Annotated in this window: 13 protein-coding genes; 5 read left to right on the top strand and 8 right to left on the bottom strand. The window is 58.4% G+C overall.

Features of this window, described 5'->3' with window-relative positions:
- Genes paaG through paaA form a run of 7 tightly spaced genes read right to left on the bottom strand, consistent with a single transcriptional unit; the run spans position 1 to position 5,124 of the window.
- Positions 1–789 (bottom strand): 2-(1,2-epoxy-1,2-dihydrophenyl)acetyl-CoA isomerase PaaG, encoded by a 789-nt coding sequence (gene paaG, locus SP99_RS10320; protein ID WP_025757967.1) that lies wholly within the window; start codon positions 787–789, stop codon positions 1–3.
- Positions 789–1,556 (bottom strand): 2,3-dehydroadipyl-CoA hydratase PaaF, encoded by a 768-nt coding sequence (paaF, locus tag SP99_RS10315; protein WP_047958494.1) that lies wholly within the window; start codon positions 1,554–1,556, stop codon positions 789–791. The genes paaG and paaF overlap by 1 nt, the downstream gene beginning before the upstream one ends.
- Complete coding sequence (gene paaE, locus SP99_RS10310; RefSeq protein WP_047958493.1) at positions 1,553–2,623, bottom strand: 1,2-phenylacetyl-CoA epoxidase subunit PaaE; 1,071 nt, start codon at positions 2,621–2,623, stop codon at positions 1,553–1,555. Before paaE ends, paaF begins: the two co-directional genes overlap by 4 nt.
- 7 nt (positions 2,624–2,630) lie before the next feature.
- Entirely contained in the window at positions 2,631–3,128 is a 498-nt protein-coding gene (gene paaD / locus SP99_RS10305; protein WP_047958492.1) for a 1,2-phenylacetyl-CoA epoxidase subunit PaaD, read from the bottom strand.
- Positions 3,129–3,139: 11 nt separating this feature from the next.
- Positions 3,140–3,886, bottom strand: a complete 747-nt coding sequence (paaC, locus tag SP99_RS10300; RefSeq protein WP_047958491.1) for a 1,2-phenylacetyl-CoA epoxidase subunit PaaC — start codon at positions 3,884–3,886, stop codon at positions 3,140–3,142.
- Positions 3,887–3,894: 8 nt separating this feature from the next.
- The gene (gene paaB, locus SP99_RS10295) at positions 3,895–4,182 is read right to left on the bottom strand and encodes a 1,2-phenylacetyl-CoA epoxidase subunit PaaB (RefSeq protein ID WP_025757972.1); all 288 of its coding nucleotides are present in this window, start codon (positions 4,180–4,182) and stop codon (positions 3,895–3,897) included.
- 12 nt (positions 4,183–4,194) lie between these two features.
- Complete coding sequence (paaA, locus tag SP99_RS10290; RefSeq protein ID WP_047958490.1) at positions 4,195–5,124, bottom strand: 1,2-phenylacetyl-CoA epoxidase subunit PaaA; 930 nt, start codon at positions 5,122–5,124, stop codon at positions 4,195–4,197.
- Positions 5,125–5,408: 284 nt separating this feature from the next.
- Between paaA and paaZ the strand changes: the two genes are divergently transcribed.
- From paaZ to SP99_RS10265, 5 genes are all read left to right on the top strand, one after another.
- Entirely contained in the window at positions 5,409–7,448 is a 2,040-nt protein-coding gene (gene paaZ, locus SP99_RS10285) for a phenylacetic acid degradation bifunctional protein PaaZ (RefSeq protein ID WP_047958489.1), read from the top strand.
- A 183-nt stretch (positions 7,449–7,631) separates the two neighbouring features.
- Positions 7,632–7,997 carry a type VI secretion system tube protein TssD gene (gene tssD, locus SP99_RS10280; RefSeq protein ID WP_047958488.1) on the top strand — a complete coding sequence of 122 codons (366 nt, stop codon included), beginning with the start codon at positions 7,632–7,634 and terminating at the stop codon, positions 7,995–7,997.
- Positions 7,975–8,370, top strand: coding sequence for a hypothetical protein (locus tag SP99_RS10275; protein WP_047958487.1), 396 nt, complete (start codon positions 7,975–7,977; stop codon positions 8,368–8,370). The genes tssD and SP99_RS10275 overlap by 23 nt, the downstream gene beginning before the upstream one ends.
- 286 nt (positions 8,371–8,656) lie before the next feature.
- Entirely contained in the window at positions 8,657–10,930 is a 2,274-nt protein-coding gene (gene tynA / locus SP99_RS10270; RefSeq protein ID WP_047958486.1) for a primary-amine oxidase, read from the top strand.
- A gap of 119 nt (positions 10,931–11,049) precedes the next feature.
- The gene (locus SP99_RS10265) at positions 11,050–12,156 is read left to right on the top strand and encodes a GGDEF domain-containing protein (protein WP_047958485.1); all 1,107 of its coding nucleotides are present in this window, start codon (positions 11,050–11,052) and stop codon (positions 12,154–12,156) included.
- Positions 12,157–12,254: 98 nt separating this feature from the next.
- Here SP99_RS10265 and SP99_RS10260 read toward each other — a convergent pair whose 3' ends face one another.
- Positions 12,255–13,754: an aldehyde dehydrogenase family protein gene (locus tag SP99_RS10260; RefSeq protein ID WP_047958484.1), complete on the bottom strand. Its 1,500-nt coding sequence runs from the start codon at positions 13,752–13,754 to the stop codon at positions 12,255–12,257.
- Between the last annotated feature and the right edge of the window lie 103 nt (positions 13,755–13,857).

Below are 13,857 nucleotides of genomic sequence, written 5' to 3'. Positions count from 1 at the left end.
TTATTTCCCCGTAAAGTGTGGCGCGCGCTTCGCCAGGAAGGCGCTGACGCCCTCGCGATAGTCGTCGCTGCGCCCGGCCAGACGTTGATAGTCGCGCTCGAGATCGAGTTGAGCGTCCAGGGTGTTGGTTTCCGCGGCATTGATCGCCTGCTTTATCAGCCCCAGCCCGAAGGTTGGCTGCGACGCAAAGTGCAGCGCCATCTGCTGCGCGGTCGCGGAGAGCTGTTCGTCATCCACCACCTGCCAGATCATCCCCCAGGCCTGCGCCTGTTCGGCGCTCAGCTTGTCACCGAGCAGCGCCAGTCCCATGGCACGGGCGCGTCCGGCTACCCGCGGCAGCAGCCAGGTGCCACCGCAGTCCGGGACTAACCCGAGCTTACTGAAGGCCATCACAAAACTGGCGGAACGCGCCGCAATCACCATGTCGCACCCGAGCGCCAGCGTGGCTCCGGCACCGGCCGCCACGCCGTTGACCGCGCAGATGACCGGCTTCGGCAGTTTTGCCAGGCGACGAACCAGCGGGTTGTAAAAGGTTTCAACGGACATTCCCAGATCCGGCGCCGGGCCGTTGGGGTCGACATTACGGTCATTCAGATCCTGACCGGCACAGAAACCGCGTCCGGCGCCGGTGATCAGCAGGCAGCGAACGGTGTCATCACGCTCAGCCTGTTTCAGGCACTCGGCGAGTTGCTGATGCATTACGTCATTAAAGCTGTTCAGACGCTCCGGACGGTTCAGCGTAAGGGTCATTACGCCCTGTTCTACATGACTGAGAATAAATTCCACAATTAGCGTCCTTTAAAGTCGGGGGTGCGTTTTTGTAAGAAGGCGTCGATGCCTTCCCGGCGGTCTTCAGTGGCAGAGAGCAGCGTAAACAGCTGACGCTCCTGGGCCAGCCCGGCCTGCAGCGGCACCTCCTGAGACTGGCGCAGCGCCTGTTTCGCCGCCTGCAGTGCCAGCGGCGAGTGGCGCGCCATCAGGCTCGCCTGCTTCAGGGCATACTCCAGCGTCAGCGCGGCCGGGAAAACATCACTGACCAGCCCGGCGCTCAGCGCCTGCTCTGCGGAAATGCTCTCGCCGGTCAGCACCATTTTGCTGGCCAGCGATTTACCGACGCAGCGGATAAGACGCTGGGTACCGCCCGCGCCGGGCATAATGCCGAGCGTGATTTCCGGCAGGCCAAAACGGGCGTTGTCACCGGCAATCACCACGTCGCACAGCAGCGCCAGCTCGCAGCCCGCTCCCAGCGCGAAGCCGTTCACGGCGGCGATCAGCGGTTTAGGAAAAGCGTTGATACGTGCCCACAACTGCGGGCGAATATCGTTCAGGGTGGCAGGCAGGTCTTTCTCCGCCATTTCGTTGAGATCCGCCCCGGCGGCAAAGCAGCGCTCGTTGCCGTAAATCACGCAGACGGTGACCCCGGTATCCGCTGCGGCGGCCTCAAGCTGCTCCGCCAGCTGCGTTAGCAGCGCATTGTTGAGCGCGTTGTGCGCCGCCGGACGGTTCAGCGTCAGCTGCAGCACGCGGCCATGACGGGTGACAGTCAGTTCGCTCATGCCATCCCCTTCGCGTCAAAATCCACGATCACGTCAGCGGTGAGCGGCAACGACTGGCAGCTCAGCACATACCCGGCGGCCAGCTCGTCCGGCTCCAGGCTGTAGTTGGTCGCCATGTCCACCTTCCCGCGCAACACTTTGCATTTACAGGTGGCGCACACGCCGCCCTTGCAGGCATACGGGAGATCCGCCCCCTGACGCAGGGCGGCATCAAGTATGCTTTCGTCGTCCGCCGTCAGGGTGATTTCACGGTCGCGTCCGTCCTGGCGTACGGTCACTTTCTGGCCTTCTGCCTGCACGTGCACCGCGCGTTTAACAGTGGTTCCGGCGGTATTAAAGCGCTCAAGATGAATCGATTTATCCGGCATTCCCAGCGCCTTCAGCGCGGCTTCGGCGTCGTCCATCATCGCCGACGGGCCGCAGATAAACGCTTCGTCATACTGGCGGAAGTTGATCAGGTTTTTTGCCAGCGCCTGCAGCTTTTCCCCGTCGATGCGGCCATAAAGCAGGTCGCTGTCCAGACGCTCCTGGCTGAAAATGGAGACCAGCTGCAGCCGCTGCGGGTATTTGTCCTTCAGGTCCGCCAGCGCCTGGCGGAACATCATGCTCTGGCTGCTGCGGTTGCCGTAAATCAGCGTGAAATGGCTGTTAGGTTCGGTCGCCAGCGTCGCGGAGATAATCGCCAGCATCGGGGTGATCCCGGAGCCTGCCGCAATCGCCAGATAGTGCCCCTCGCGCCCTGCCTGGGGCTGGTAGCCAAACTGTCCCTGGGGAACCATCACCTCCAGCGCCATACCCGCTTTGATCTCGTCCCGGGCATAGCGGGAAAAGCGACCGCCTTCGATGGCTTTAACCGCCACGCTGATCTCGCCCGGAGCGCTACTCCGGCAGATGGAGTAGCAACGGCGCAGCTCATCCCCGCCCAGCGTCGTTTTCAGGGTCAGGTGCTGGCCGGGACGAAAGCGGTAGGCTTCCTGCAGCGCCTGCGGCACCGCGAACGTGATGGTCACCGCGTCGCGGGTTTCGGGTTCCACTTTTGCCACTGTTAATGAATGAAACGTTGTCATGGCAGCCTCAAATACATTTGAAATAGTCGAAGGGCTCACGGCAGGCATTGCAGCGGTAGAGCGCTTTGCACGCCGTCGAACCAAATTCACTGATAAGCGAGGTGTCGGTGCTGGCGCAGCGCGGACAGCTCACCCCGGCCGGCGCGTGCGCGTGACAGCTATGGCCCACGGGCGGGCTGATACCGTATGCCCGCAGGCGCTCGCGCGCGTCGGGGGTCATCCAGTCGGTGGTCCAGGCGGGTTCAAGCTGGAGCACGATATGCACCGGGGTAAAGCCATGGGCGGTCATCGCGTCGCGGATCGCCCCCAGCAGATGTTCCGTTGCCGGACACCCTGAGTAGGTGGGCGTGAAGCCAATAACCCAGCCTTCACCCTGCGCCTTCACGCTGCGCACCATGCCTAAATCGGTGATGGTGAGTACCGGCACTTCCGGGTCCGGGATCTGGCTTAACAGCGCCCAGATTTGCGGAATTTGCGCAGGCGCAATGTCGACGAGGCGTTGCATAGCGTTCTCCTTTACCACTGCTGACCGGGATACGCGCGCTGGAGATACTGCATTTCCGCCAGCATCGGACCGAGATGTTCGGTATGCAGCCCTTTCTTGCCCCCGGTGCGGTACGCCACCTCTTCGGGCACCCGCAGGCAGGCTTCATTCAGACCGGCAAAGACTTCGCTTTCCCACGGCTGACGCAGCGTGCGCGGGTCAACCGCCACGCCGGCGTCAATCAATTCCAGCTCGACGTCATCCGCCTCAAACAGCTCCGCCGTAAAACGCCACAGGTTGTCGATGGCCTGCTGCATTTTTTGCGCGGAGGTTTCGGTGCCGTCGCCCAGCCGCACCAGCCAGCCGCGGCTAAAGCGCAGGTGGTAGCGTGCCTCTTTAATCGCTTTGGCGGCGATGGCGGCAAGCTGGCTGTCGTGGCTTTGGGTCAGGCGTTCGTACAGCGCGACGTTCCAGGCATCCATCAGATACTGGCGGGCAATCGTGTCGGCGAAGCTGCCGTTCGGCTGTTCCACCAGCAGAAGATTGCGGAACTGGCGCTCGTCACGACCAAACGCCAGCGTGTCTTCATCGCCCTGTCCTTCCAGCCCGGCGGCATAGCTCAGGAAATTGCGCGCCTGGCCCAGCAGGTCAAGCCCGATATTGGCGAGCGCGAGGTCAATCTCCAGCTCCGGGGCGTGGCCACACCAGGCGCCCAGACGCTGGGAGAGCACCAGACCGTTGTCGCCCAGACGCAGGGCATAGGCAGTCACTGAATTCATTCTTTGCCTCACATGTGCTCGATGCCGTCGGGGAGGGTGTAAAACGTCGGGTGGCGGTAAACCTTGCTTTCCGCCGGGTCGAAGAACTCGCCGCTCTCTTCCGGCTGGGAGGCGACAATCTCGCTCGCCTTAACCACCCAGATAGAGCATCCTTCACTGCGCCGGGTGTAGGCATCGCGCGCATTTTCCAGCGCCATGCGGTCGTCGGCGGCATGCAGGCTGCCCACGTGACGGTGGGACAACCCTTGTTTGCTGCGTACGAACACCTCGTACAGCGGCCAGTAGACATTGCTCATGGTTATTTCCTCTTATGCGGCCTGACGGGCGCGTTGTTTTTCAGCATGCGCCAGCGCGGCTTCCCGCACCCATGCCCCCTCTTCCCAGGCTTTACGCTTGGCCGCCAGGCGTTCGTGATTGCAGATCCCACGTCCGTTAATGACCTCTTCAAACTCCTGCCAGTCGATCTCGCCGAAACGGTAGTGACCGCTCTCTTCGTCAAAGCGCAGATCGGGATCGGGCACCGTCATGCCCAGCATCTCCACCTGCGGCACTGTGTTGTCGACAAAGCGCTGGCGCAGTTCGTCATTACCGAAACGTTTGATTTTCCAGGCCAGGCTGCGGGCGCTGTTCGGCGAGTTGTCATCGTTCGGCCCGAACATCATCAGCGCCGGCCACCAGAAGCGGTTGATGGCGTCCTGCAGCATCTGGCGCTGGGCCTCACTCCCCTGCGCCAGCGCCATGCAGGCTTCAAAGCCCTGACGCTGGTGGAAGCTCTCTTCTTTACAGATTTTCACCATCGCCCGGGCATAGGGCCCGTAAGAGGTGCGGCACAGCGCCACCTGGTTGACGATGGCGGCACCATCTACCAGCCAGCCAATCACGCCGATATCGGCCCAGCTCAGGGTCGGATAGTTAAAAATGGAGGAGTACTTCATCTTGCCGTCGAGCATCTTCTGGTAGAGATCTTCCCGCGCGCAGCCCAGCGTTTCGGCTGCGCTGTAGAGGTAGAGCCCGTGTCCGGCTTCGTCCTGCACCTTCGCCAGCAGGATCGCCTTTCGACGCAGCGTCGGCGCGCGGGTGATCCAGTTCCCCTCCGGCAGCATGCCGACAATTTCGGAGTGCGCATGCTGACCAATCTGGCGGATCAACGTCTTACGGTAGGCATCAGGCATCCAGTCCTGAGGCTCAATCGCCGTCTCCTGCGCTATGCGCTGCTCAAACCGTTGTTCTTGCGTCACATCATCACCTTTATGATTCGTTAGATTGCAAACTAAAGCGTAATTTTGAATCACTTTGTTTTTTAAAAGTTACACAAAGGTTAAATATAACCCCAAGAATTGTTTCCTGGTTTTGTGATGTCGCTCGCAAGGCTTTACCTGAGCGCCTCTCATCACTGTGCTGTGAGCGCAATGATTCGTCATCCCGGATCACAATGTTAACAATTCATTAAAACTCAGCTTGATTTTTATGATTCACGATCAAACTATTAATAGTGAAATTACGTAACATTTGGAGATAAGCGATGCAGCAGTTAGCCAGCTTCTTGTCCGGTACCTGGCAGTCTGGCCGGGGACGTGAACGCACTATTCATCACGCCATCAGTGGCGAAGCGCTGTGGAGCGTGACCAGCGAAGGGCTGGATATGGCAGCCGCCCGACGCTATGCAATTGAGCGCGGCGGCGAAGCACTTCACGCGATGACCTTTATCGAACGTGCGGCCATGCTGAAGGCGGTGGCAAAGCACCTGCTTGGTGAGAAAGAGACGTTTTATGCCCTCTCCGCCCAGACCGGGGCGACGAAAGCAGACAGCTGGGTCGATATTGAAGGCGGCATCGGCACCCTCTTCACTTACGCCAGCCTGGGCAGCCGTGAACTGCCGGATGACACGCTGTGGCCGGAGGATGAACTGATCCCGCTGTCAAAAGAAGGTGGCTTTGCGGCGCGTCACGTTCTGACCTCGAAGGCCGGCGTGGCGGTGCATATCAACGCCTTTAACTTCCCCTGCTGGGGGATGCTGGAAAAACTGGCGCCGACGTGGCTTGCCGGCATGCCCGCCATTATCAAACCCGCGACCGCTACCGCGCAGGTTACGCAGGCGATGGTGAAATCCATCGTGGACAGCGGACTGGTGCCGGACGGCGCCATTAGCCTGATCTGCGGCGGCGCGGGCGATCTGCTGAATCAGCTCGACAGCCAGGACGTGGTCACCTTTACCGGCTCCGCCAGCACCGGACAAAGCCTGCGCGTGCACCCCAATATTGTGGCGAATTCAATTCCATTCACCATGGAGGCCGACTCCCTGAACTGCTGCGTGCTGGGTGAAGACGTCACCCCGGAACAGCCGGAGTTCGCCCTGTTCATCCGGGAAGTGGTGCGTGAGATGACCGCCAAGGCCGGACAAAAATGTACCGCAATCCGCCGCATTATCGTCCCGCAAAACCAGATTGAAGCCGTCAGCCAGGCGCTGATTGCGCGGCTGGAAAAGGTAGTGGTGGGCGACCCGGCGCAGGAAGGAGTGAAGATGGGCGCGCTGGTCAACGCTGAACAGCGCGCGGACGTTCAGGAGAAGGTGAATCAGCTGATCGCCGCTGGCTGTCAGATCCGTCTGGGTGGAAAAGCGGATTTGCAGGCCGCTGGCGCATTCTTCCCGCCGACCCTGCTGTTCTGTCCGCAGCCGGATGAAACCCCGGCGGTCCACGCGACGGAGGCTTTCGGCCCGGTTGCAACTCTGATGCCATATCGGAATGCACAGCACGCGATGCAGCTTGCCCGCGCCGGCGGCGGCAGCCTGGCGGGAACGCTGGTTACCGCCGATCCGGCCATTGCCCGCCAGTTTATTGCCGGCGCGGCGCGCGCCCACGGGCGTATTCAGATCCTTAACGAGGAATCCGCAAAAGAGTCTACCGGCCACGGCTCCCCGCTGCCGCAGCTGGTCCACGGCGGTCCGGGCCGCGCGGGCGGTGGCGAAGAGCTGGGCGGTCTGCGCGCGGTGAAGCACTACCTGCAGCGCACCGCGATCCAGGGCAGTCCGACCATGCTGGCCGCCATTGGCAAACAGTGGGTACGCGGCGCAACGGTGCAGGAAGATCGCGTGCATCCGTTCCGCAAATACTTCGAGGAGCTGCAGCCGGGCGACAGCCTGTTGACGCCGCGTCGTACCCTGACGGAAGCGGACATCGTGAACTTTGCCTGCCTGAGCGGCGACCACTTCTACGCCCATATGGACAAGATCGGCGCGGCAGAGTCGATATTTGGCGAGCGCGTGGTGCACGGCTACTTCCTGATTTCCGCCGCGGCGGGACTGTTTGTCGACGCGGGCGTCGGGCCGGTGATTGCCAACTACGGTATGGAAAACCTGCGCTTTATCGAGCCGGTGAAACCGGGCGATACCATTCAGGTACGTCTCACCTGCAAACGTAAAACGCTGAAGAAACAGCGTACCGCAGAGGAAAAACCCACCGGCGTGGTGGAATGGGCGGTTGAGATTTTCAACCAGCACCTGCAGGCGGTGGCGCTCTACTCCATTCTGACGCTGGTGGCGCGCCAGCAGGGTGATTTTTAATCCACAGCAACACCACCTGCAGAGAAAAGGACTGGATGGATTTGGTTAAGCAAACCATCCAGTCAACGTAGTCTGGATAAGTTACAACCAGAAACATTAAGCAAATTGACCAGATTGTTAGCATGGTTATTATTTAATACCGGGAATGTTCCCGGATTAAATTACATGGAAGATTAATAGATTATGGCAATTCCTGTTTACCTTTTCTTAACTGACGATGGCGGCTCAAAAATCGCAGGCTCGGTAGATATTCGTAACCGTGAGGGAAGTATTGAAGTTACTGGGCAATCCCTTAAAACAGCGGAGTTAAGGTGGTATCGCATTAATGATACCGAGCAGGAAGTCGAATATTACAATATGCATCTCGATAATATTCACGTCGTTTCTGTTACACCATTGATGCATGACACTAAAGACCCGACAAAAGAAAAACACAATCATCTTGAAGTCGTGGAACTACGCTACGATAAAATATCCTGGACGTATTGCGACGGTAACTTGCAGTTCGCGGATAGCGGAATAGATTATGCGCGACGGTCGGGTTTTTAACTGGCGAGCCGGGATAGTGGTAGTCATTTTCCTGGTATTTATCCTGTATCCGTTCCGCAATTTTTTCACCGTGTATGAAAATATTCAGGAAAAAATTAGCGTTAACGATCAATTAACTCTCTATATCACCCAGGTTGAAGCGAGTTCTTTATCCAAAAACACGTTTCACTTTTATCTCTATGATGCGAGAAAAAGCACTGAAGAGTTTATGTCTCACCTGTCAGACATCAAGCCTGTCATGATTACCAACGATGCTAAAGCCACTGCAACGGTTACCAACGGAGAAATTTATCTACGCGTTCGCGGAAATATTTATGCTTTCACTGCAGTTGGGTTCGATGTACCTATTCATCTCGATAGATCAGCTGACTAATCGCACGGGGTTTTTATCACGGGGATGTGATGTATCCTCGCTCTTTTTTTAACCTGGCAAGACTGACAAATAATCTGGCAGATGCAGGCAAACGCTTTTCTCATGCGCCTGTCAGGATAAGGCTATCACAACACAATATACCCTAAATAATTCGAGTGGCAGGAAGGCGGCAAGGGAACGAATCCCCGGAAGCGTACACAAGTACGTGACTGGGGTGAGTGAGTGCAGCCAACGCACCTGCAACTTGAAGTATGACGGGTATAAACACAACAAGATGAGGTCTACGATGGGAAGCAATTCTTCTTTTTCTGCCCGTAGAACGGCACTGGCCATGGCCGTTGCGCTGTGTTGCGCCTGGCAATCCCCTGTTTTCGCCCACGGCAGTGAGGCGCATATGGTCCCGATGGACAAAACGCTACAGGACTTCGGCGCGGACGTTCAGTGGGATGATTACGCACAGATGTTTACCATTGCGAAAGACGGTGCCTTTGTGAAGGTCAAACCGGGTGCCAAAACCGCCATCGTCAACGGCAAAACCCTCAAGCTTGAGGTGCCGGTGGTGATGAAAGGCAAGAAAGCCTTTATTTCAGACAGCTTCATCAACGATGTTTTCCAGTCCGGTCTTGACCAGACCTTCCAGGTTGAAAAAAGCCCTCACCCGTTAAACGCCCTAACGGCGGACGAAATTAAGCAGGCCGTCGAGATTGTGAAAACCTCTGCGGATTTTAAACCCAATACCCGCTTCACCCAGATTGCCCTTGCCGAGCCAGAGAAAGCCAAAGTGTGGGACTTTGTACTTAACGGCACGCCAGTGGATGCCCCCCGCCAGGCGAAGATCGTGATGCTGGATGGAAAGCACGTTATCGAAAGCGTGGTGGATCTGAAGGATAAAAAAATCCTGCGCTGGGAACCGGTGAAAGACGCGCACGGTATGGTGCTGCTGGATGATTTCACCGCGGTGCAGCAGATCATCAACGAGAGCACCGAGTTTGCTGAGGTGCTGAAAAAACACGGCATTACCGACACCAAAAAAGTGATCACCACGCCGCTTACCGTGGGCTATTTCGACGGTAAAGACGGTCTGAAGCAGGAAGATCGCCTGCTGAAAGTGGTGAGCTATCTCGATGTCGGCGACGGCAACTACTGGGCGCACCCGATTGAGAACCTGGTGGCCGTGGTGGATCTTGAGCAGAAAAAAATCCAGAAAATAGAAGAAGGCGCCGTGATCCCGGTGCCCATGACCCCGCGCCCCTATGATGGCCGCGACCGGGTAGAGACGCCGAAAAAGCCGCTCGACATTACTGAACCGGAAGGCAAAAACTACACCATTACCGGCGACAGGGTTCACTGGCAGAACTGGGATTTCCACCTGAGCCTCGACTCCCGCGTCGGCCCGATGATTTCGACCGTCACGTATAACGACAACGGCAAAAAACGCCAGATTATGTATCAGGGCTCCTTAGGCGGGATGATCGTCCCGTATGGCGACCCGGACGTGGGCTGGTACTTTAAAGCCTATCTCGACTCCGGCGACTACGGTATGGGCACCCTGACCTCCCCGCTGGTGCGCGGGAAAGACGTCCCGTCCAACGCCGTGATGCTCAATGAAACCATCCCGGATTACACCGGCGCGCCGATGGAGATCCCACGCGCGATCGCCATTTTCGAACGCTACGCCGGGCCGGAATACAAGCATCAGGAGATGGGCCAGCCTAACGTCAGCACCGAGCGCCGCGAGCTGGTGGTGCGCTGGGTGAGCACCGTTGGCAACTACGATTACATTTTCGACTGGGTGTTCCATGAAAATGGCACCATCGGCATTGACGCAGGCGCGACAGGAATCGAAGCAGTGAAAGGCGTGCAGGCGAAAACCATGCACGATGCCACCGCCAAAGACGACACCCGTTACGGCACGCTGATCGATCACAACATCGTGGGCACTACGCACCAGCACATCTATAACTTCCGCCTGGATATGGATGTGGATGGCATCAACAACAAGCTGGTGGCCATGGATCCGGAAGTGAAACCGAATACCGCCGGCGGCCCGCGCACCAGCACCATGCAGATCAATCAGTATGATATTGATACCGAGCAGCAGGCGGCGCAGAAATTCGATCCAGGCACTATTCGCCTGCTGAGCAACACCCGCAAAGAGAACCGCATGGGCAACCCGGTCTCGTATCAGATCATCCCTTACGCGGGCGGTACGCACCCGGTGGCGACCGGTGCGAAGTTTGCCCCGGACGAGTGGATTTACCATCGCCTGAGCTTTATGGATAAACAGCTGTGGGTGACCCGCTACCACCCGGATGAGCTCTACCCGGAAGGAAAATTCCCTAACCGCTCGATCCACGACACGGGCCTGGGACAGTACAGCAAAGATAACGAGTCGCTGAACGACCAGGATGACGTGGTCTGGATGACCACCGGCACCACCCACGTGGCGCGCGCAGAGGAGTGGCCGATCATGCCAACGGAATGGGTGCATACCCTGCTTAAACCGTGGAACTTCTTCGACGAGACGCCAACGCTCGGCAAGAAGAAAGAGAATAAATAACTCCCCGCCGGGCAATTGCCCGGCTTTTTTTTGCCGCAACATTTGAGGATCGTCCAGGCTTGCTTATAGTTACTGATATCTCAGCCGCATGATTTATCCCCCGGACGGGAAAGGATTTTATGGAAAAAAGAAAAAAACCGCCCCTCGAACGGGCAACCTGGCCGACACGTCATGCCATGGTCATGCATGGCCTGGCGAAAAACCTGCCGTGGCTGGCCTTCGTCAACGTCAGTTTCGCGGTAATGATCCTGCTGCGACACGTCCTGCTTAAGCCCGGCGATCCCCTTTATCCGACCTCTCCGCATCTGACAAAAATGGTCGATGCCTCAATGCTCGGCATTATTATCCTCTCTGCGGCACTGATCCTGATGACATGGCGACGCATCGCCGGTATTAGCGTGGTGCTGTTTTTCTGTAGCGCCATCTGGTCAGTCGCCTGTTTCTGGTTTATTACCCAGCTGCTGCTGCCCCACGTCTGGCCGCTGTGCGTCATTCTGTTACTCGCCGGTTTGACGGCGCTCTACTTTTACCCCGAGGGGTTGCTCGCCTTTGAACTTCCGCTCTGGATCACCCTGCTGATTGCTAGCTGGAGGCTCAATGACGGTCTCAACCTTCACTTCGTCATCATCTGGAGCGTGTTTACGCTGATCCTGATCTGCGGACGTTTCATCCTGTTGAGCTGGTTTGACGAAGCCTGGCGGCGCAACCAGCAAAATCAGCTGCTGATTTCCCGGCTGGACGCGCTGGCGCATCAGGATCCGTTAACCAAAACCGCCAATCGCCGGAAAATGGAAGTGGTGCTGGAGAACGCCGTTGAGCAGAAAAAAACCTTCTCGGTGATCATGCTGGATATCGACTATTTCAAGCGCTACAACGATACCTACGGGCACCAGGCGGGTGACGAATGTCTGACGCGCGTAGCGCGGGTGCTGAAGCAGTCGGTGCGCACCCCGGAAGATGTGGTGTCACGCTACGGTGGCGAAGAGTTTCTGGTGATTTTGTTTAATTGCCCTGAAGCCATCGCGGAAAAGGTTGCCCTGCGTATTCAGGACGGCCTGCGCGCAGAGGCCATCCCGCACGGTGCCTCAGCGGTCAGCGACCATGTCACGGTGAGCATGGGGATTACGAGTATGGCGGAGGGGCTAGCCGGCACCGAAATCATCGCCCGCGCCGACGCGGCGCTGTACCGGGCAAAGGAGGCCGGGCGGGATCGGTGGTCGCGGTGATAAAGCCCGATGCGGCCTGATGCCCTCACCCTGACCCTCTCCCACGGGAGAGGGAACAAACACTAAAAAGGCAACCTCCCGGTTGCCTTTTGCTTTTACTAGTACCGCACGCACACCGATTTAGTTTCACACCAGCCGTCCAGCCAGTCCGGACCAAAATCACGTCCGGTGCCGGACTGCTTCATCCCGCCGAACGGCAGGTTGGCGTCAATCAGCGTGTGGCTGTTCACCCAGACGGTGCCCGCCTGCAGCCTGTCGGTATACTCCAGCGCCTTGCTGATATTCTGCGTCCAGACGCTGGCCGTCAGGCCATATTCGGTGTCGTTTGCCAGCTGGAGCGCCTCTTCCCCGTCGGAGACGCGCACGAGGTTGACCACCGGGCCGAACACCTCTTCGCGGGTCAGGCGCAGCCCGGCATCCGGGTTTACCACCAGTGTTGGTGAAACGTAATAGCCTTTGCCTTCCGGACCACGGTTGCCGACGATCAGCTCCGCGTTGCGCGATTTTGCTTCATCAAGGAAGGTCTGCACCTTGTCACAATGCGCACGCGACACCAGCGGATTGATAAACGCCTCCGGCGACATGCCCGGCCCAACGCTCAGGGATTTCACCGCCTGCTCAAACCCGCTGACCAGCGTGTCGAAGAGCGGCGCCTCAATGTAGATGCGTGAGCTCGCCGCGCAGACCTGCCCCTGGTTCAGGAAGCTGCCGGTCATCAGGCCTTCGATCACCCAGGCCGGGTCGGCATCCTTCAGCACAATGGCCGGGTTTTTGCCCCCCAGTTCCAGCGTCACCCCGGTCAGCGTGTCCGCCGCCGTGCGGGCAATCTGCTTGCCGGTCGCCGTTGAGCCAGTGAAACTGACCTTGGCAATATGCGGATGCGCGGTCAGCGCTGCGCCACACACCGCGCCGCTGCCGGTTACCACATTGAATACCCCGTCCGGGATCCCCGCTTCGCTGGCCAGTTCCGCCACGCGCAGCATGGTCAGCGGCGTGGTTTCCGACGGTTTAATGACGATAGAACACCCCGCCGCCAGAGCAGGCATCACCTTCCACATCCCGATCATCAGTGGGAAGTTCCACGGGACAATCCCGGCCACCACGCCAACCGGCTCTTTGCGCGTCCACGCCTGGTAGCGTGCGCCCTGCGGCAGCGGAATGGAGAGGTCGAGGGTTTTCCCCGCAATTTTAGTGGTCAGCCCGGCGGTATAGCGCATCCAGTTGAGGGTACAGCCGACTTCAAAGGCGCGGGAGATGTTGATGGACTTGCCCTGCTCCAGCGTTTCAAGCTGGGCCAGCTCCTCGCTGTGCTGCTCCACCAGATCGGCGAAATGGAGCAGGATCCGCTCGCGCTCCGCCGGTAATTTTCCGGCCCAGCTGCGGGCGACGAAGGCGCGCCAGCCGGACATCACGGCGCGATCAACGTCATCGACGCTGGCATCGGCAGTCGAGGCTATCACCTCGCCCGTGGCCGGGTTATAGACATTGAGCCGTTTTTCACTGTCCGACGCAGCCTGACGCCCTTCAATCCATAGGCCATGATGTCGGTCTAAAAACTGCTGCACGGCAGGCTGAATAGCCACCTGTGATTCAGACATAGGATACTCCTTCGTTATTATTCGCAGGGTGTTTATCCAGTCTAAGAGGGGTTTCGCATTCCCGCTTTTGTCTCTGTGACATTCGCTTTGCCACCTGTGACAG

Origin of the sequence: Enterobacter sp. BIDMC92, assembly GCF_001030225.1 — a bacterium.
Lineage (GTDB): Bacteria > Pseudomonadota > Gammaproteobacteria > Enterobacterales > Enterobacteriaceae > Enterobacter > Enterobacter sichuanensis.
The sequence above is the reverse complement of the archived record's forward strand: the minus strand, read 5'-3'. Positions and strand labels throughout refer to the sequence as shown.